Here is an 18,919-nt window from a genome sequence, read left to right as displayed (position 1 = left end):
TGAACCATGAGTGAAACCCGAATTGAGCGAGACAGCATGGGCGAACTGGCTGTTCCGGCTAATGCCCTGTATGGTGCCCAGACCCAGCGCGCTGTCGAAAACTTTCCCGTCAGCGGGCAAACCATGCCGGAAAGTTTTATCCGTGCGTTACTCCTGGTAAAAGCCTCTGCCGCAAGGGCCAATGTAAAACTGGGCCTGATTAAGCCGGATATGGGGGAAGCCATTATTTCTGCTGTCGAATCCCTGATTGTCGATGAAGCCATGATGGAACATTTCCCGGTGGACATTTTCCAGACCGGCTCTGGCACCAGTTCCAACATGAATGCCAATGAAGTGCTTGCTACTCTGGCAACAAAGAACCTTGGCTCGACAGTCAGTGCAAACGACCACGTTAATTTCGGGCAGAGCAGCAATGACGTAATTCCGACAGCGATTCACGTCAGCGCGGCGATTGGGGTGTCTGGCAGTTTGATTCCGGCACTCCAGCATTTGGTCAAGGTTATCCGTGATAAAGCCGCAGAGGTAGATAAATACGTGAAGACCGGGCGCACCCACCTGATGGATGCTATGCCGGTTCGTATGAGCCAGAGTCTTGAGACCTGGGCGAGCCAGTTGGAAGCTAACCTGGTACAACTTGGGGGGCAGCTACAGCAAATCTCTCAACTCCCGCAAGGCGGAACGGCCGTAGGGACCGGTATTAATGCCCATCCAGATTTTGCTGATGAGTTTAACCGGCAGTTAGGTGAGCTGACAGGTATCACCTTCCACAAAGCACCGAACCTATTTACGTATATTGCCAGCCAGGATGCAGCAGTATCGCTTTCCGGACAGCTCAAAACCGTGGCAGTCAGCCTGATGAAGATTGCCAATGACCTGCGTTGGATGAATTCCGGCCCCCTGGCAGGGCTGGGTGAAATCGAGCTCCCTGCGTTGCAGCCGGGGTCTTCTATCATGCCGGGCAAAGTGAACCCGGTGATCCCTGAAGCAACAGCGATGGTGGCGGCGCAAGTTATCGGCAATGATGCGGCGATTACCGTCGGTGGGCAGTCCGGCAACTTTGAACTGAATGTCATGTTACCGATGATAGCGGCCAACCTGACCAACAGCATTGAATTGCTGTCGAATGTGGCTCCGCTTCTGGCAGACAAAGCCATAGCCGGTTTTATTGTGCGGGAAGACAAGTTGAATGAAGCGTTGGCCCGCAATCCGATACTGGTAACCGCCCTGAACCCTGTTATTGGTTACCTGAAAGCGGCTGAGATAGCCAAGCAGGCATACAAAGAAGGTAGGCCGGTTATCGATGTAGCGGCAGAAAATACAGACCTGACGGTTGAAGAGCTTGAAAAGTTACTTGATCCAGCCAAGTTAACCCATGGCGGTATGTAGGAAAGTCAGAGCCTGAAAAGGGAGCAGGCATTAGCCTGCTTCCCTGGTTCTCTACTTTCCTGGTGCCTGGTCAGCCGGAGACCTTGCTTCTCAAGCGCTGGGCATAAATCAGCGAAATAACCGACAGTACGATAAAGCCAAGGGCAATAGGGTTGGTGAAGAGTGGCATCAAAGAGTGCTCTGTTGAGATCATTTTACGGAGGTTGCCTTCCAGCAACGGCCCGATAATCAACCCCAATACCAGTGGTGGCAACGGATAATTCAGTTTATCCAGTACGTACCCGAGAATACCGAACGAGCCCATGATCAGGATGGACGTTGTGGAGTAGTTCAACGAATAAACACCGAATACGCACATCAACAGGACAACCGGGTTCAGGACGTATTTCGGGACATCGACAATTTTGACCAGTAGACGCCCACCCGTCATCAGGATCAGCACCATCAGTAAACTGCTGACAAAGAGCGCGAAGTAGATGGCGTACAAGACATCGGCATTGTTCAAAAACAGGAACGGGCCGGGCTCCAGACCGTGCAACATAAGCCCGCCAAGCAGTACTGCTGACGTCGGATCCCCCGGAATACCCAGTGTCAGGGCAATAATCAGACCTCCACCAATGGTGGCGTTATTTGCCGTTTCTGAGGCAATCAGGCCTTCAACCGAACCTTTGCCGAATTTCGTCGGCGCTTTAGAGGCCGCCCGCGCCTGCGCGTAGGCAATCATCGCCGCCGGGCCGCCTCCGAGTGCAGGCATTACACCCACAACCGTACCGATGACACCAGACCGGGCATAATTGAGCTTGTTGGCGAATATATCCTTAAAACTTGGCAGAAACTTAGTTTTGTCCTTGGCCTCTTCAACGCTTACAGGTTCCGGCGAGGGCGGCTGGTTGGTCTTGAGTTTCATCAGTTGGGACACTGCGAACAAACCAATCAGCGCAGGCAGCAGAGGGAATCCGGACTCAAGGGCTTCCATCCCAAATGTGAATCGGGGGAGGCCGTCCTCAGACGTGATTCCGACCGTTGCCAGTAACATTCCCAGCATTGCAGCGGTGAGCCCTTTGTTGACCGAGCGACCGGTCACAGCTGACACCGCCGTCATGGCAAATATACACACAGCCGTGTACTCGGCGAAATGGAACTTCAGTGCAAACTCTGCGAGCAATGGCGCACCGATAACCAGGAATATGCCCCCGATACAGGTCCCGACACAACTTGCGACTGCCGCATTTCCAATTGCCCTGGCTGCTTGCCCTTGCTGGGCCAATGGGAAGCCGTCAAGCAGTGTTGCCATGGACGCAGGTGTTCCGGGAAGCCGGAGCAAAATGGCACTGACAGCGCCGCCGGACATGCCCCCGACATAGACGGCAGTTAAAATACTGAAAGCTTCGCCCGGGGTGAGGTGGTAAGTAAGCGGAATCAACAGGGCAACAGCCAATGTTGGGCCGAGTCCCGGCATAACACCAACAACCAGCCCGCCCAGCACGCCAAGGAAAAGCATGGTAATAGTAAAAGGATCAAGGAGTGACTGGAATGAACTGGCGATTAACCCAAAGTCGAGACTATACATCTTGCAGGCCCTCCAATAACCCAAGAGGAAGTTGAAGACTCACTCCCAGTTCAAATACAACGTAGACCCATAACGTTGCTAAAACAGAAGTAACGAAAGATTTAATAAAAAATCGCTTTTCAAACCCCGACCACCACAGTGCCAATACCATTAGTGCTGGTGGAGTTAATAGATAAAACCCGACTGTTTCCAAAAGAAAACTGTACAAGCACAGAAAAGCGATAACAAAAAAATCGGAGAGTGGCCATTCGACTTTGAATAGCTCAGATTTATTTCGATATTTTGTGAAGAGGTTTTGTATTGCGAGCATAGCCAGAATAATAATAATTACGCGAGGCCATGCTGCCATTCCCATAGGATCCCATTGTACGTCAGGGAGATAGAAGCTGCGTGTGAAAAGTATTATACATACAGCAACAATCACTAAGGAAAATATCCCATCAGAATCGAGTCTGTTGATCGGTGTTTTATCTAATTCCTTTCCTGAGGTATGAGAATGGTCTGACTTGTATTTCAACATGATGCTCAACCTTAAAACTGAGAGGCGGAGCTGACTATCAACCCCACCTCTTTTCCACGATCAGAGGATGATCATTTTATTTTTTGAAGCCCAGATCTTTTGCAAGGAAAATAACAGACTCTTCAACGTTGTTAATAACGTTTTGGAACTCGTCTCCTTTTGAGTAAGACCACAGGAAGCTCATGCCTTCCAACTCTTTTTGGTAGGCTTGGTTGTCACCAAGGTCGGCAAATGCTTTTTGAAGTACCGCAATACGATCTTCGGAGGTGCCTTTTGGCACACCCATACCGTAAAACAGCTGGTACACAATATCGACACCAAGCTCTTTCGCTGTTGGAATATCAGCCAGGAATGGAAGGCGTTCCTCAGACATCACCGCCAGCACTTTCAGGCTGCCATCCTTGTGACCCGCTGCCACGCCGTTGATTGGCTGAATGAATGAGTCAATGTGGCCACCCAGGGCTGCTGCTTTACGTGAGCCGCCATCACCGGTGTTTACAAGTTTGAATTTCGCACCTGATGCGTTTTCAGCTTCTGCCGCAGCAAACTGGGCCGGAGTGCCTATAGACATACCGATCGAAATTTCCCCTGGTGTTTTTTTGGCGGCTTCAACCAGTTCTCCGAAATCATTGTATTTACCGCCTTTGCCTTTACCGGTAACCGTCAGGGATACATAGCCAAGGTTTGCTACTGGTGTGAAGTCGTGCACGCCTACCTGGCTGGCACCAATTTCTTGTCTGACCATCATGGAGTTGGTCAGCGGGGCAATGGTGTAGCCATCAGCTTTCGCTTTTTTGGCCTGAGTCCATCCAATGCTGCCGCCAGCACCGGGAACATTTTTTACAATAATTTTCTGACCCAAATGCGTTTCAAGGTGTTTTGCTGTGACACGCATTAAAACGTCCGTTGAACCGCCCGGACCGTAAGGGACGACAATGGTTACAGGACGGGTAGGGTAGTCGCTTGCCGCGGCGGATACACCCGGCAAAGCAATCGCAAGTGAACACACAATCGTTTTTAGAAGTTTCATAGCTGTCCTTTGCTTCGTTCTATCAGTTGTATTTTAGTAAGAGGTGAAACAGTTAACGAACTTTCTCATTTCACGTTCTTCATACTGGATGACAGCAAATATGTTGTCAAACAACTATTACTAATTATAGTATTTTGATCAAATATTCAAATATGACATTGGTTGATTAAGTTAATTTAAAAATATCACAATATATTGATATATAAAGATTAAATCACACATCTTGGCAGTTTCACTCAAAACGCTTCAATGACTAACTTAAGACATATTGTGAATATTAATCCCTACAAGATGTAAATATATGTTAATTTTGGTTGAGTGGTGGCGTGCTATTGAATAGGATTAATAATTAACCAATACATTTAGAAAAAGTCACAGCATCGAATAAAAGCCGGGGATAAAGCACTTGAGTATGCCCTTTTAAAAAGAGGTTCCACCGTGAAAATAGCAGAAATAAGAACATTGTTGATGCAGGCGCCGTTAGCTGGTGAAACAGCGTGGGGAGGGGAGAATCATTCCTCAAGCGACCACACTGCCGGCAGTCGTAACTGGTTGTTTGTGGAAATAGTTACTGAGTGTGGCCTTTCAGGTATCGGTGAGTGCAGCGGGTGGCCACGGGTGGTTGAGCGGGCGGTGGCAGACCTGGCGGAACTGCTCATCGGGGATGATGTTTTCCAATCGGAAAGAATATGGCAAAAAATGCTTAATGCCATGATGGGGCATGGCCAGACAGGAACCGTCGGTTTTGGTGCTATGACGGGAATTGACATGGCACTTTGGGACTTAAAAGGGAAAGCGTTGAATACGCCGGTCTACAATCTTCTCGGCGGTAAAATCCGGGATCAGGTGAAGGTCTATGTTCACGCGGGTTCAGCCCAAAGTGCTGCCAAAGCGGTTAAAAACGGATACAGCATTGTCAAATTAGGTGGTATTAAAAACATCGTTTCCAAGACAGAAGCAGTTCGCCGGGTTGTTGGGAATGAGGTGGATATTGCCGTTGATTTACATGGCCCCGCATGGCTGTCCCCCAAAGATGCTGTTGCAGTCGGCCAGGCTCTTGAACCCTTTGATCTTTTATTTCTTGAGGATCCAGTTGCGCCTGAATATCCGGAAGGCCTGAGAGCTGTCGGTGAAAGGGTGAACATCCCCCTTGCTGCCGGGGAGCGTAAAGGCGGAATATGGAGTTACCGGGAGTTACTTTCTTTGGGCGTGAATGTCCTGCAGCCGGACACGGGACGCTGTGGCGGTATAACCCAGATGAAAAAAATAGCAGCATTGGCAGAAGCTGAATTTGCAACTATTGCCCCGCATGCAGGAAGCTTGGGGCCTGTCGGGGAATATGCAGCTCTCCATGTGATGGCAAGCATTCCAAACTGCCTCTCAATGGAACGTTTTCAGCGGGATTGCGATCTGAAAGAGCAAATTATTGACTATCCGATAGACGTTTCTGGTGGAAAACTTGTCGTCCCTGACAGGCCAGGCCTAGGTGTGGCTTTGAATAAAGATTTGGTGAAAAAATACCCGAGTAAAAGGAACGTCAGTATTCCGGGGAGCCCTGATTCAGGAGATTACGAAAACGGTACGTTTAATGAACACGTATATTTTCAGCCCAAATATTCTCGGGCAAGTTTTCTGAATTCCAAGAGGAACACTAAGAACTGAGAGAAGTGGGAAAGCACTTAACTTTCTAATTCCTATTTAAAAATACTTTTTTCAGGGTTCGCATCTGTATTGTTTTTTTTAAAAGAAGCAACAGCCGAATTTTGAAAGATATACGTCCTAATGGCTGAAATAACGTATTACGAACGGCTTATTCAATATGCCGTAATACTTGGCTGCACGCCAAATTCCTAATACCGGGGTTTTCGTTAAAAAGAGAGATGTCTATGAACGTGAAAGGATGCATGCTGATTGGTTCAGAAGAAATATTCGGAAAACAGCAAGGATTTAGTGCGGTAAACCCTGCCACCGGAAATGTAATGGAGCCTGTTTTTGGTGGTGGCACTGGTGAAGATGTAGATCATGCCTGTGCTTTGGCATGGGAGGCTTTTGACAGCTATCGCCTTACCAGTTTGGAAGAACGCGCGAGATTTCTGGAAGAAATCGCACGAGAAATCGCGTTGCTGGGGGATGAATTGATTCTCCGGGCCAGTCAGGAAAGTGGACTTCCTACTGTGAGGCTTGAAGGAGAGCGGGCGCGAACCATTGGTCAATTGTACATGTTTGCGGAACTTGTCCGCGAAGGCAGTTGGTTAGGCATCAGAGTTGATTCTGCAATACCCGGAAGGCAGCCTCTTCCTCGATCTGATTTACGCATGCAACATATCCCTCTAGGGCCTGTGGCAGTATTTGGGGCGAGTAATTTCCCGTTGGCTTTTTCAGTTGCCGGGGGAGACACCGCGTCAGCGCTTGCAGCAGGAGCACCGGTTATCGTGAAAGGCCATTCTGCACATCCCGGTGCTTCCGAGCTGGTTGGTCGCGCTATTCAAAATGCGGTGAAATCCTGTGGTCTTCATGAGGGCGTATTCGCTCTTCTATTTGGCGTAGGAAACGAAATAGGAACAACTCTGGTATCGGATCACAGAGTTAAAGCTGTCGGTTTCACGGGATCCCGTGCCGGAGGGACCGCGTTAATGAATGTTGCATTCCATCGGCCGGAACCTATTCCGGTATATGCAGAAATGAGCAGCAGTAATCCGGTGTTCCTTATGCAAGGGGCTTTAAAAAACCGGGGTGAAGATATCGCGAAAAAATTTGTCTCTTCACTGACAATGGGGGCTGGGCAGCTATGTACCAATCCTGGGCTTGTTATTGCTAAGGTCGGACCGGCACTTGATAAGTTTTTAGAGGTGGTATCTAAAGAGCTAGGAGCCTCAGAGCCTCAAACTATGCTGACACCGGGAATCTATCAGGCCTATGCCAAAGCCAGTACCAAAATGAAAAATGATGACTCTGTCGTGGAAATATCCCATGGACGTGTTGAAAATGGTCTCAACCAATGCCGGGCCAGGCTTTACTTTACTACGGCGCTTCATTTTCTTGCTGATGAACGTCTGTCAGAGGAAATATTTGGTGCAAGCTCACTTGTGATTGCCTGTGAGTCAGAAGATGAATTTAAGCAAATTGCGGAGAACCTGGAAGGGCAGCTCACCGCGACACTCCATATGGATGAATCTGATGCTGACCTGGTGAAGAGACTGCTGCCAATCCTGGAGAGAAAAGCAGGCCGCATATTGTGCAATGGTTTCCCAACCGGTGTGGAGGTCTGTCACTCAATGGTGCATGGAGGTCCGTACCCGTCGACATCTGACAGCCGCTCTACATCTGTTGGCAGTGCTTCTATACAACGATTTTTACGCCCGGTCTGCTATCAGGATATTCCCGCGTGGTTGATGCCAGAGGCGCTTCGAGATGATAATCCGCAACGGGTTACACGATTAATAGATGGGCGAATCCTAAAGTGAATGAGCAATTTCTAAGAATTTTTTTTGCCTGATTCATTGAACCATCGTTTTGCGTCTTTCCATTATTTACTGCCCCAGTCCAATACAATACCGCTTTGGACTGGGGCTTTGCAGTCGGGAATATAAGGACAAAGGCATGAGGGGGACGTACTTATTTGCTGCTGATTAGCCGTTCAATGTCAAAGCGAGTTGTCGCTTTTGTAAATCCTCCAGGGGCTAAAACAATATGCCCGGTGTTTTTAATGCCTTTTGATATCAGGTTAAATGTATCAGTTACATGGCTGACGGGCTCCAAGCACCAATAATCAGCTTGAGGTGGTATATGCAGGATTAAGTGATCCAAGTTTTCGCTTGATTTGATGGCAATGGACAGGTTTGGTGAACGCCATTCTATCTTCGCGTGCTGTTTCCATCCTGAATAGCCCAAGGTCAAATCATTCCCTTTAATGGCGTAACCATGCTTAGTTGACCATTCATCTCTAATGGTGCACGCGCCTTCGGGTATCATTGATGATCCAAAAGGCCAGCATTCTTCCGCATCGAAATAAACGGTAGCATTGCCAGGATTTGCGAAATAAGGGTGGAACCCAAGACCAACAGGCATGTCACTATCGGCCAAGTTTTGTACGGACAATTCGCATTCCAGTCCATTGTCATCAATGGATATTTTTTGTGTGGCGATATAGTCCCACGGCCAACTGTCCTTCTTGTGCCGATAACTCATTTCTACGAAATCTGAACCCCGTCGGGTTACTGTCCAGTTGCTTGTATTTCCATGCCCATGCATTGCGTGGGGGGAGGCAACAGGATGGGCTGGCTGGAGAACTGTTTTCCCCTGAAATTGAAAATGTCCGTGAGCAATTCGGTTTGAAAATGGTACCAGTGGAAAGCAGCCACCCTTTTCGGGGAATAAGGGGTTACATGTATTCGTTGAGATCTTTTTCAGAACTGGCGTCCAGCAGGTGTCTGTCAGCGTATCCCAACCAGTTATCCGCCCTCCATAAGATGGAACAACGGTTACCCGGTTTACTTTGTTTGCCAGCTGTATTACGTCGTCCCTGTTCATGGCGTTGTCCTGTCCCGAAACTATTTTGAAAAGCCAAAATCCGGCTGATATGTCATCAAAGGCGGGAGGTATTCTTTTATTTTTTGTAAGTATTTGTCAAACAAGCTTCCGGTTTTTGAGATGGCGCATGAGTTGCCTGATTTTTAGTTCTTCCCCCTTTGCCAATGAGAAATAGCCGCTTGATAGATAAGTGATGGAATCTTACATTAGCTTACAGGAAGGCGTTTTCAATGGATGATGGGATGAGTTGAAAGGGGGGGGAACTGGAGGTAACTCGGCGTAGCTGATTGGGTGGATTTGCTGTGGCTAACCGTCAATAATAAGATATTTGTCAAACAAATATGCTTATTTTTGAATATAATTAAGGATAGAAATCGCAGATAAAGCTTGAATGTTAGGCGTGATTCGAGAATGGACATTGATTTTGAACAACTTTAATGAGAGGTTTGAAAGTTGATGTTTTGAACCTAACCAGTGTTTTAGGTGACCGATGGATTGTTCCTGAAAGGGATATGAGTTTTACAAAAACAGAACGTTAAGGGTGGATAAATAAAAACTATGAGTGATCAGCCAGTAACGCGCACTCCTGCTGCTCAATCATTGAGTGCTTCAGTTTATGAGCAGATATTTGCAGCAATAATGGATGGTACCTATGAGGTGAATTCGAAGTTACCAACTGAAGCGCAGCTTTGTAAGGTTTATCAGGTATCGAGACCAATTTTGCGAGAAGCTTTATCCCGGTTGCGGGAGGATAAGCTGATTGCGTCTCGGCGGGGGTCAGGAAGCTTTGTTTTGAAGCGGCCGGATGAAGCGGTTTTGCAATTCGCGCGCCTCTCCAGTATCGCAGATATTCAGCGCTGCTTTGAATTTCGTTGTGCACTTGAGTCAGAAGCTGCCGGTTTGGCTGCTATCCGCCGTACACCGGAGCAACTTCTTAAAATCAGAAGCGCTTTCGAGGCCATTAAAATTGCCAATGAATCAAGTCTTCCGGCAGTGGATGAGGACTTCTATTTCCACTTGGCGATTGTTGAAGCGTCCAATAACCATTTTTACAGCACGGTGACGAGGTCTCTGGAAAAAAGTGTCAAAGAAGGTCTGAATATCACGCGAAACCTTTCCCTGATGCACTCTGTATCCCGCCTGGAACTGGTTCAACGGGAACACGAAGCCATTGTTGAAGCCATCGAGGCTGCGGATGCAGACGCAGCAAAAACCGCGATGAAGACACATTTGGACAATGCCCGGTCCCGCATGTTTGATGGCATTCCAGCCTAGGTGGATGCCAATTTACTTAAAGTTGTAAAAAGTTGTTTGATTAGTAATTGTCGCAGTGGTATCGTTGGTTACAACTTGGACAGGTTTGGAAGTCCAGGGTGACGTTTGATGAGGGAACCATGACAAATACTGCATTTAAGCCAGAGTATGTACTGACTGAAGAAACCAGACAGAAACTTTCAGGTGTAGCCACACCGACTCTCCATACACTGCTTCTTAAAAGAGGTTACCGGAATACCTACATTCAGGGGGTCTCCAGGCTTAACCGTCGGGACATACAAATGGTCGGGCAGGCTTTCACCTTGCGCTATATCCCTGCCCGTGAAGATATTGATACTGTTGAAGCATTCAAAGATCCCGCCCATCCACAACGCGTTGCTGTTGAAAACGTACCGGCAGGTAAGGTTCTGGTCTCTGATTGCAGGCAGGACGCCAGTGCAGCGAGTGCAGGAAGCATCTTGCTTGCAAGACTACAATACAGAAATTGTGCGGGGTTTGTCTCAGATGCCGGTGTAAGGGACGCAGCAGACGCATCAGAATTGGATATGCCGGTTTTCTGTGCCAAACCCAGTGCCCCTACAAATTTAACCAAACACCATGCAGTGGATATTAATGTTCCGATTGGCTGTGGTGGTGTGCCCGTTTACCCAGGGGATGTCCTTGTGGGTGATGGCGATGGGATCATTGTTATCCCACAAGCGATTGCTGATGACATTGCCGGTGAAGCCGTTGCGATGGAGAAATTTGAAGAGTATGTAAAAAGGCGTGTCGAGGAAGGTAGCGCGGTCATTGGACTCTACCCGCCGAACGAAGAAACGCGGGCGGCTTACCAGTCATTTCTTGAACAACAAGATTCATCTCATCAGTAACTGATCAGAGGGACCAACGTTGGTTACATGTAAGACTAATGTCCTTATTACCGGTGCGGCCGGCAGAATAGGCAAAGCACTGCGTCAGGGGCTCGATAAAAGCCGCTTTAACCTGATTCTGACCGATATCTTTCCAGAATTGGATGTGACTGAGGAAGAGCGGTATTGTCCGGCTGACATTACTGACACGAAAAGCCTCGAAGAGTGTTTTGAGAACATTGATGTGGTGGTTCACCTGGCTGGAACACCAAACAGTCAGGATTGGGCAACGGTGCTTGACTTAAATGTCATAGGAACCCAAAACGTTTTGGATTTGGCTGTTCAATCCGGAGTGAAAAAAATCGTCTACGCAAGTTCGGTTCACGCTATTGGCCTTTACAAAGCGGATGCGTGTTTCACCGAGTCGATGTCAACCCAGGCCGACAGCCTTTACGGGTTCAGCAAAGTGGCTGGCGAAGAACTACTAAGGCTGAAGTGCGTCAAAGAGGGGGTAAATGGTTATGCATTGCGGATTTTTAATTTCCAGGACAAACCTGAATACAGGCGGGATCTTTTAACCTGGATCAGCGCCGGAGATATTTGCAGGCTGGTTGAAAGCTGCCTGTCAGACAATACCGACGGTTTCCATGTTCTTTACGGTGTTTCCAATAACAGCCGGTTTAATTTGTCAAACCCAACCGCAAAGAGAATAGGCTATTTACCGTTAGACAGTGCGGATGACTATTTGGAAACTATTGAAGCAATCCCCCCAGAAGAAGACCCTACCAGCCACTTTACGCTGATTGGTGGTCGTTTCGCAGATAAGAATTTCAAGTAGCAAGTGGTAATTCAGTAAAAGAATAAGCGCTTATATTTTTCGTTTTAGGGAATCATTCTGATGGGTATTTCTGTATTAAATAGAAACGTTGAAATATTGGTTGATTGCCAGAATGTGGTAGGAGAAAGCCCCCTTTGGTGCGCAGAAAAACAAGCGCTGTATTGGGTGGCAACTTTGGAAAGGAAAATATTTTGTTTTTTCATGGATTCCGGTGTTGTTCAACACTGGGATGTGCCGGAAATTCCGGGTTGTATTGCTTTAGGTGACAATGGGGACCTGATAGTTGCAATGGAATCCGGAATATTTGAGGTATCCCTGTCTGGGCACAAATCTCGTATCAGTCTGCTGCAAAAATGTCCTCCTTCGTTTAATGGGATGCGGTTTAATGACGGGAAATGTGACAGGCAGGGCCGTTTTTTAGCTGGGAGTATGAAGTTTCCTTTGTCGCCTGAAGCGGCCGGGGTGCTCTACAGACTGGACCACAACAAACACCTGTCGCCAGTCATTCACGGTTTGATAACCCAAAACGGGCTGGCATGGAGCCCGGATGGGAAAAAAATGTACTTGTCGGATTCTCATCCAAGCAGACAGGTCATTTGGGAATACGAATATGACATACACCAAGGGCTGCCACACCACCGGAAGCTGTTTGTCGATATGCGACAACATGGGGGGCGTCCGGACGGTGCGGCGGTGGACATAGACGGTTGCTATTGGTGTGCTGCAAACGATGGCTGGCAACTGTTGAGGTTTACGCCGGATGGCAAAGTAGACCAGCGCATCCCCCTGCCTTTTAGTAAACCCTCTATGTGTGCTTTTGGGGGGGAAGCAATGGACACGCTCTTTATCACTTCTATCCACCCAAACAGGGATAGGTCCAGAATGGCAGAACAACCCTTTGCGGGTTGTCTTGCTGCCATTAACCCCGGTACGCAGGGGCTGAAAGAGGCAGCGTACAAGGCCTATTAGTACCGCCTAATCTCTTGCAGTCCAATTCATCGATAGCATCGGTTGGTATCGCAGCTGAGCAAAGTGTTTTCTCTTTTTCTGGCTGCCTGCCATTCGATGTTCCGATTTTTCGATGCTTCTTCTCTACGATAGTTCTCCTATTTGTTTCAGTCCATTCCTGCGAAGGCTTGTTCACAAAAACGGATTGTACCTTGAGCTATTGAGTTATGTTTTTTGACGCCGCTAGAATATTTATGACGGACAATGCCCTTGCCTTTTAAATAGTCTTTATTTTTTCGTTATCAGTTAGCTTATAATACTTATCTCATAAGAATAATAAGTCAGCCTCAAAAATGGCATGCAAATCATTCTCTGGGTGAATGATTTTGGAGAAAGTATAAAATGGGACAACCAGTGCCTAGCCTAGAAATATTAAGGCAATCAGTAAGCCGCTTGCTAAATGATAAAATCATATCTGCTGAGCAACGTACAGCTTTTGCCAAAGATACAAAAAAGTATTTTGTTAATAAGAAATCTGTACCAACAACCCAATTTAATACATTGTGGCAGTCCCTCTATGTGCTGGAATATGTGGATGACATTATCAAGGCAAAATTGTTGCTGAAGGATATCGATGACGTTCTAAACTCTGTCAACGAGCAAAAACAGGCAACTCTGGCAGAAAAAGAAAAAAGCATACCTGGGTTGCTTGAGAATTGTATTGATAACCTGACTACCATGTTCACTATCCGTACTGGTGACGGCGTTCATGTTTATTCAAATTACCGGTACAACGAATTTCTTGGTATAGATACTGCGGGTATTTCCTTTGCCCAGCTTCTGGAGCTTGTGCCGGAAGAAAACCTGGAGCAGTTGAAAATCTGTATGCAAAATGATGAGAAGGCATTTAACTCAGATGTGCCTGTTGTCGACATTGAGCAGTTCACCAAAAACGGGGAAATCTGCTTCTACGAAACTATCCGGCAGAAGATAGAAATCGGCGATGAAAGCTTGCTTATTCTCTCTGCTTGGGACATTACAAATAACATAATGAAAATTCGTGATGCCGAAAATCTGAGCCGTAGTAGTTTGAAAGATGACTTAACAGACTGCTGGTCACGAAAAGTGCTTCAGGACACCGCGATTGTTGGCCACTGCAATCACTGCTGTTTTGTCGATCTGGACAACTTTAAGGCAATCAACGACAAATACGGCCATAAAGAAGGTGACCGCATTCTGTTAGAATTTGCGCAAATTCTTTGCAGTAATCTTCGCGAAGAAGATATCACGATTCGCTACGGTGGCGACGAATTTATCATCCTGTTCAAAGCTAACGATGCTGAGTGGATGAAAGAAAAGATGAATAATCTTCGACATCACATTGAACAGCATTTTGCAGAGCATCAAATTTCATTTTCGTTCGGCATTTCGATGATTGCGGAAAATTTTGAACGTGCGGTTATCGAAGCAGACTTGAACATGTACTTTGACAAACGCGAAAGGAAGCAAAGTTTGGAAACCGAGCCCGTTTAGGCGGGCTCTTGGCAACTTTACAACTTATAGTTGTATCCCTTTTCATTAAACCAGTCCCCGAGAAACCTCATAAATGTCCGGAGCCGGATATGGCGGCTGACGTCCTGATGTGCGGTGAGATAGACCGGCAGTACAGGTAACGGTGTGTTGGGGGCAACCTCATATATCTCTTCGAACTTAGCTGCCAAACCTTTGTGTGTGACTGCAATACCAGCGCCGGCTTTCATATGGTAGATGTGCTGTACAAGACTGTCAGAGCGTATCTGGAAATGGCCGCGTTGCAGATCAAACCCCAATTTCGCAGCCTGGTCGATAAAACTGGTTACCTGATCAAAACCGATCATCCGGTGATGGCGAAGGTCAGCCAGTGTTGCCGGTTTGCCATATTTGGATATGTAGTCCTTGTGTGCAAAAAATCCCAGAGGCATGTCCGGAAGACGGCGGCATACCAAATCTGGCTGCAACGGCTGGAACATCCGTATGGCGATATCTGCATCGCGCTTTGAAAGATTGGTCGCCCGGTTGTCGATCACTGTTTCACAGGAAATCTCAGGGTGCTCACGCTGAAAAGCTGCAATGGCTTCCGGCAGCAGATAGTGGCCAACAATTTCGTTTGCACTTATTCGTATGTCCCCTGCAAGTATAAAATCGTTGCTCATGGCTATGCGGGAAAACTGGTCTGCGGCCTGTGACATAAGGCCAGCCGCCTCAACAAGGTGAGATCCCTCGTCTGTCAGCACCAAACCCTGGGTATTTCGCGTAAACAGCGCATAGCCCAACTGCGATTCCAGTTCCTGTATTTTGCGGCTTAAAGTGGGTTGGCTTAGGTTGTTCCGGCTTGCTGCCTTAGAAAGGCTTCCTGCTTCAACCACCATCATGAAGTAGTGGATTCCCTGCCAATTGATATTCATTTATGAATACCTCCTATCCAATATTTTCCATTCTATATCCATTTTTAAATGACGATACTGATTCCATGCAAGTCAGTGAGGACAGAAAAATGATGGATATTACAAATCGGGCAAGAAAGGTGGCAGTACTTGGCGCGACTGGGAATTTGGGCTCTCACGTGGTAAGGCAACTTATTGATGACGGATATCGCGTTTCCGCTTTGGTAAGAAACCCAAACAACCGCTTGCCTGCGGAGGTTATGCAGACAACTGGAGCGATAGAGAACATCCCCCTGCTGGATACTTTTCTGTCTGGGCATCATGCATTGGTGTATGCAGTTAACCCACCTTATCCTGCATGGAAAAGTCAGGCTATGCCATTGCTTGAGACGGCGTTGAAACAGGCGAAAAAGCATGATCTCCTGTTTGTATTTCCAGCAAACGTCTACAACTTCAATCCACAAAAAACAGATACCATTACCAATAACACTGAGATGGAGGCGGCTTCTGAAAAAGGGAAGATCCGTATCGCCATGGAGCAGCGAATAGCTCGGTATTGCAGTGAAGGGGGCAGGGCTGTATGTATTCGGGCAGGAGATTTTATTGGAAAAAACACTGCCAACACTTGGTTTGACGCTGTTGTAAGTACTAAGGCAAACAAAGCTGCTCTCACGCTGCCAGGAGAGGTGAACATCCCTCATACTTGGGCTTACCTGCCTGATCTGGCAAAAGAGATCTCTCTGCTGATTGGTACTGATGTGGAGAACGGGGAATGCCGCCGTGTCAATTACCCGGGGTTGGAATTTACTTTCGAAGAATTGAAACGTGCAATGGAAAAGGCGTTGGGCATTCCGGTTAAAACAAAGCAGTTACCATGGACTTTGCTGAAATTCGCCGGGCTGTTTTCACCTGTGTTACGGGAACTTATTGAGATGCGGTACCTTTGGCAATACCGGCTCAGGATGGAAGATGACACACTGCCTGAAGCTGAGGTAACACCGCTCGAGGGCGTATTGGAGGCCGTTTTGGAGTCATCTGTTACATCTCCGGTTCTCCACCAGTATGCCAGCACGAAATAGAAAAAGCCCCCGGTAAGCTGGCTTACCGGGGGCTGGCTGTTGTGGCTGTACTTGGAATTACATACCCAGGTAGAGGCCAGCCAGTGTTGCACTCATCAGGTTCGCCAGTGTTGCAGCGAAAATCGCTTTGATACCCAGGCGGGCAATGTCAGCTCGACGAGAAGGTACGATGCCACCCAGGCCACCCATCAACATGGCAATAGAGGTCAGGTTGGCAAAACCGCACAGGGCAAAGGTCACAATCGCTTGAGAATGTTGGCTCAGTTGTGCTTTTACGTTCATCAGGTCAATGAAGGCAACGAATTCGTTTACCGCAATTTTCTTACCGATGAGGGCGCCGGCAGTCATGGCTTCACTCCACGGAACACCAATCAGCCATGCTACAGGGGCAAACAGGTAGCCGAAGATCCACTCAAGGCTCAGTTGAGGCATATCAATCAGGGCACCAAACTTGGTCAGGCCGCCATTGATAAGGGCGATAAGGCTGATAACTGCCAGGAGACTTGCACCGACTGCCATCGCGATCTGGAGGCCACTTAGGGCCCCTTGGGTACCGGCATCGATAACGTTAACCGGTGCGTTTTCATCATCAACGGTCATTACCGGATTGGCATCAACGTTTTCGGTCTGGGGAACCAGCAGCTTTGCCATCATCAGACCGGCTGGTGCAGACATAAAGCTTGCAGCAATCAGGTAACGCAGGTCTACACCCAGACCGGCATAACCTACCATGGTGCCACCAGCAACTGATGCAAGGCCGCCCACCATCACAGCGAACAGTTCTGAGTGAGTCATTTTTTCCAGGTAAGGGCGTACTACCAGTGGCGCTTCAACTGAACCCACGAAAATGTTCGCAGTCGCTGACATTGATTCGGTACGGGTTGTACCCAACAGCTTTTGCAGGCCACCACCAAGAATGCGAACTACCCAACCCATGATGCCGAGGTAGTAGAGTACGGCGATCAGTGCTGAGAAAAATACGATGGTTGGCAATACGTTAACGGCAAAGATGAAGCCCAGTTTGAACTTGGCCAGATCACCGAACAGGAATTGTGCGCCCACTTTACCGAAATCGATGATGCCGGAAACCGCGCCGGAGATGGAGTTCAGGATTTCGCGGCCAACCGGTACAGAGAGGATAAAACCGGCAAAAATAATCTGGATGGCAAACGCGCCAAGAACGGTGCGCCAGTTGATCGCCTTACGGTTCTCTGAGAAAAGTATCGCAACCGCAAAAATAACAAAAATACCTAAAACACTGGGCCAGTGTTGCATGGTCTCACTCCGAAAAAGTGGGTAAATTGGAAGAAAACGATTGCGGCGGTATTTTAGCGGCAAAAATAAATGTGACAAGGGTCAAATTAATAATGTAACGAAATTAAAGTTACATCACCTGAGGTGATGAGAGCTAAGTGATGGAAATTGCAGCTGAATATCATGTGCTTGTCACCTGCGCTGCATCACTCTCTTTACCCATCAAAAACGTCACGCCAATGTCACACTAAACACGACGGCGTTCTCTATGTTTATGTCACGGTTTGCGCATATTGCCGGACAGGAGGCGCGTATGGCGGAAGAATAAACCCTCACTCTCACGTTCCATATTGATGCTGAGCGGGGTTGGCTGGAAGCACCGGTCAATTTGGTGGAAAGCTTGATTGATCGCGAAATAAGCCCTGATTCCCATCTGTCACCCGATTTACAGACGTTTTATCTCGATCAGGATGAAAATGCCAGAAAGCTGGTTCAGGCGTTGGGACAAATAGGTATCGGATACCTTGTTGAAGAAAAACACTACCTTGATGTGTGTTTTGTGCAGGAACTGCCGATGGTGGAGTACCGTTAGGGGAAAGGCTTAAGCCCGCGTTGGCGGGCTTAAAGGCAAGCGGTCGGTACTACTTTGGCCGCAACCCGCTCAGAGGTGGCCGGGAAATAGGTTAAGTAGCATTGATCATCTTTCGGGGCATTGTTTTCAATATTGGATTTTGCTGTGATGACAATTACATCAATGTTGTTGACCCGTTTACCAAGGATTTTCCAATCGTTGCTGTATTCCAGGTTTTGGATCAACTTGGGCAGGGTGTACTCTTCTGCATCTGGATAGCCCCATCTGAACGTACATATTTCCTGAGGGCCAACTTCAGTACAACCGGGTATCGGCAGAGATTGTGCAGGGACGTTTTGGGCCGAGTCATCTGAATGATTCGAAACGTACCTAAGATTGGCCAAACCCGCTATCGCCATTTTGGCATAACCCATTTCGAGCCCGGACTTAACTGCACCCTCCAGCCCAGAGAGCGACGCATTCTTTGCATCAGTGCTGTAATTAAGAAACTTTGGTAATGCTGTAACGGATAAAATGCCAAGAATCACGATTACAACCACCAACTCAATAAGCGTAAATCCCTTCTGTCTCATACTCTTACTGCCAAGGAAACCATTGATGGAATTTTAGCCTTGTGGGGGTGTTAC

The 18,919-nt window shown here is 47.7% G+C and carries 16 protein-coding genes and 1 pseudogene; 10 read left to right on the top strand and 7 right to left on the bottom strand.

What is annotated here, in order from left to right:
• The first annotated feature begins 6 nt into the window (after positions 1–6).
• On the top strand, positions 7–1,386 hold the full coding sequence (locus NF212_RS19380; RefSeq protein WP_434362451.1) for a class II fumarate hydratase: 1,380 nt from the start codon (positions 7–9) through the stop codon (positions 1,384–1,386).
• A 70-nt stretch (positions 1,387–1,456) separates the two neighbouring features.
• On the opposite strand, the gene NF212_RS19375 is transcribed toward NF212_RS19380, so the two are convergent.
• The 3 genes from NF212_RS19375 to NF212_RS19365 all read right to left on the bottom strand — a co-directional run bounded on the left by NF212_RS19375 (position 1,457) and on the right by NF212_RS19365 (position 4,506).
• A complete protein-coding gene (locus NF212_RS19375) occupies positions 1,457–2,956 on the bottom strand; it encodes a tripartite tricarboxylate transporter permease (RefSeq protein ID WP_434362450.1) in 1,500 nt (499 codons plus the stop codon).
• Positions 2,949–3,476, bottom strand: a complete 528-nt coding sequence (locus NF212_RS19370; protein WP_434362449.1) for a tripartite tricarboxylate transporter TctB family protein — start codon at positions 3,474–3,476, stop codon at positions 2,949–2,951. Before NF212_RS19370 ends, NF212_RS19375 begins: the two co-directional genes overlap by 8 nt.
• Positions 3,477–3,552: 76 nt before the next feature.
• Positions 3,553–4,506: a Bug family tripartite tricarboxylate transporter substrate binding protein gene (locus NF212_RS19365; protein WP_434362448.1), complete on the bottom strand. Its 954-nt coding sequence runs from the start codon at positions 4,504–4,506 to the stop codon at positions 3,553–3,555.
• A gap of 438 nt (positions 4,507–4,944) precedes the next feature.
• Between NF212_RS19365 and NF212_RS19360 the strand changes: the two genes are divergently transcribed.
• The gene (locus NF212_RS19360) at positions 4,945–6,168 is read left to right on the top strand and encodes a mandelate racemase/muconate lactonizing enzyme family protein (protein ID WP_434362447.1); all 1,224 of its coding nucleotides are present in this window, start codon (positions 4,945–4,947) and stop codon (positions 6,166–6,168) included.
• A gap of 224 nt (positions 6,169–6,392) precedes the next feature.
• Complete coding sequence (locus tag NF212_RS19355; protein ID WP_434362446.1) at positions 6,393–7,970, top strand: aldehyde dehydrogenase (NADP(+)); 1,578 nt, start codon at positions 6,393–6,395, stop codon at positions 7,968–7,970.
• A 151-nt stretch (positions 7,971–8,121) separates the two neighbouring features.
• Here NF212_RS19355 and NF212_RS19350 read toward each other — a convergent pair whose 3' ends face one another.
• The gene (locus NF212_RS19350; RefSeq protein WP_434362445.1) at positions 8,122–9,036 is read right to left on the bottom strand and encodes an aldose 1-epimerase; all 915 of its coding nucleotides are present in this window, start codon (positions 9,034–9,036) and stop codon (positions 8,122–8,124) included.
• A 558-nt stretch (positions 9,037–9,594) separates the two neighbouring features.
• Here NF212_RS19350 and NF212_RS19345 point away from each other — a divergent pair.
• The 5 genes from NF212_RS19345 to NF212_RS19325 all read left to right on the top strand — a co-directional run bounded on the left by NF212_RS19345 (position 9,595) and on the right by NF212_RS19325 (position 14,478).
• Entirely contained in the window at positions 9,595–10,311 is a 717-nt protein-coding gene (locus NF212_RS19345) for a FadR/GntR family transcriptional regulator (RefSeq protein WP_434362444.1), read from the top strand.
• Positions 10,312–10,430: 119 nt separating this feature from the next.
• Positions 10,431–11,180 carry a ribonuclease activity regulator RraA gene (locus tag NF212_RS19340; RefSeq protein WP_434362443.1) on the top strand — a complete coding sequence of 250 codons (750 nt, stop codon included), beginning with the start codon at positions 10,431–10,433 and terminating at the stop codon, positions 11,178–11,180.
• Positions 11,181–11,199: 19 nt separating this feature from the next.
• Positions 11,200–11,997, top strand: a complete 798-nt coding sequence (locus NF212_RS19335; RefSeq protein ID WP_434362442.1) for an NAD-dependent epimerase/dehydratase family protein — start codon at positions 11,200–11,202, stop codon at positions 11,995–11,997.
• A 60-nt stretch (positions 11,998–12,057) separates the two neighbouring features.
• Positions 12,058–12,966, top strand: a complete 909-nt coding sequence (locus NF212_RS19330; protein ID WP_434362440.1) for an SMP-30/gluconolactonase/LRE family protein — start codon at positions 12,058–12,060, stop codon at positions 12,964–12,966.
• 381 nt (positions 12,967–13,347) lie between these two features.
• Positions 13,348–14,478, top strand: coding sequence for a GGDEF domain-containing protein (locus tag NF212_RS19325; protein ID WP_434362439.1), 1,131 nt, complete (start codon positions 13,348–13,350; stop codon positions 14,476–14,478).
• Positions 14,479–14,495: 17 nt separating this feature from the next.
• On the opposite strand, the gene NF212_RS19320 is transcribed toward NF212_RS19325, so the two are convergent.
• A complete protein-coding gene (locus tag NF212_RS19320; RefSeq protein ID WP_434362436.1) occupies positions 14,496–15,389 on the bottom strand; it encodes a LysR family transcriptional regulator in 894 nt (297 codons plus the stop codon).
• A 2-nt stretch (positions 15,390–15,391) separates the two neighbouring features.
• Between NF212_RS19320 and NF212_RS19315 the strand changes: the two are divergent.
• Positions 15,392–16,111, top strand: a pseudogene (locus tag NF212_RS19315) (NmrA family NAD(P)-binding protein); the annotation flags it as partial.
• Positions 16,112–16,504: 393 nt separating this feature from the next.
• On the opposite strand, the gene NF212_RS19310 reads toward NF212_RS19315, so the two are convergent.
• Positions 16,505–17,722, bottom strand: coding sequence for a NupC/NupG family nucleoside CNT transporter (locus NF212_RS19310; RefSeq protein ID WP_434362435.1), 1,218 nt, complete (start codon positions 17,720–17,722; stop codon positions 16,505–16,507).
• A 370-nt stretch (positions 17,723–18,092) separates the two neighbouring features.
• On the opposite strand from NF212_RS19310, the gene NF212_RS19305 reads away from it, so the two are divergent.
• Positions 18,093–18,293 carry a hypothetical protein gene (locus NF212_RS19305; protein WP_434362433.1) on the top strand — a complete coding sequence of 67 codons (201 nt, stop codon included), beginning with the start codon at positions 18,093–18,095 and terminating at the stop codon, positions 18,291–18,293.
• A gap of 29 nt (positions 18,294–18,322) precedes the next feature.
• Here NF212_RS19305 and NF212_RS19300 read toward each other — a convergent pair whose 3' ends face one another.
• Positions 18,323–18,865, bottom strand: a complete 543-nt coding sequence (locus tag NF212_RS19300) for a type II secretion system protein (protein WP_434362432.1) — start codon at positions 18,863–18,865, stop codon at positions 18,323–18,325.
• Positions 18,866–18,919: the final 54 nt, after the last annotated feature.

It is taken from the genome of Parasalinivibrio latis, assembly GCF_036825535.1.
Classification (GTDB): domain Bacteria; phylum Pseudomonadota; class Gammaproteobacteria; order Enterobacterales; family Vibrionaceae; genus Parasalinivibrio; species Parasalinivibrio latis.
The sequence above is the reverse complement of the archived record's forward strand: the minus strand, read 5'-3'. Positions and strand labels throughout refer to the sequence as shown.

Excerpts from the sequence above, each read along its gene's own strand:
- NF212_RS19380 (WP_434362451.1), top strand. The coding sequence starts at position 7 with ATGAGTGAAACCCGAATTGAGCGAGACAGCATGGGCGAACTGGCTGTT.
- NF212_RS19375 (WP_434362450.1), bottom strand. The coding sequence starts at position 2,956 with ATGTATAGTCTCGACTTTGGGTTAATCGCCAGTTCATTCCAGTCACTC.
- NF212_RS19370 (WP_434362449.1), bottom strand. The coding sequence starts at position 3,476 with ATGTTGAAATACAAGTCAGACCATTCTCATACCTCAGGAAAGGAATTA.
- NF212_RS19365 (WP_434362448.1), bottom strand. The coding sequence starts at position 4,506 with ATGAAACTTCTAAAAACGATTGTGTGTTCACTTGCGATTGCTTTGCCG.
- NF212_RS19355 (WP_434362446.1), top strand. The coding sequence starts at position 6,393 with ATGAACGTGAAAGGATGCATGCTGATTGGTTCAGAAGAAATATTCGGA.
- NF212_RS19350 (WP_434362445.1), bottom strand. The coding sequence starts at position 9,036 with ATGAACAGGGACGACGTAATACAGCTGGCAAACAAAGTAAACCGGGTA.
- NF212_RS19345 (WP_434362444.1), top strand. The coding sequence starts at position 9,595 with ATGAGTGATCAGCCAGTAACGCGCACTCCTGCTGCTCAATCATTGAGT.
- NF212_RS19340 (WP_434362443.1), top strand. The coding sequence starts at position 10,431 with ATGACAAATACTGCATTTAAGCCAGAGTATGTACTGACTGAAGAAACC.
- NF212_RS19330 (WP_434362440.1), top strand. The coding sequence starts at position 12,058 with ATGGGTATTTCTGTATTAAATAGAAACGTTGAAATATTGGTTGATTGC.
- NF212_RS19325 (WP_434362439.1), top strand. The coding sequence starts at position 13,348 with ATGGGACAACCAGTGCCTAGCCTAGAAATATTAAGGCAATCAGTAAGC.
- NF212_RS19320 (WP_434362436.1), bottom strand. The coding sequence starts at position 15,389 with ATGAATATCAATTGGCAGGGAATCCACTACTTCATGATGGTGGTTGAA.
- NF212_RS19310 (WP_434362435.1), bottom strand. The coding sequence starts at position 17,722 with ATGCAACACTGGCCCAGTGTTTTAGGTATTTTTGTTATTTTTGCGGTT.
- NF212_RS19300 (WP_434362432.1), bottom strand. The coding sequence starts at position 18,865 with ATGAGACAGAAGGGATTTACGCTTATTGAGTTGGTGGTTGTAATCGTG.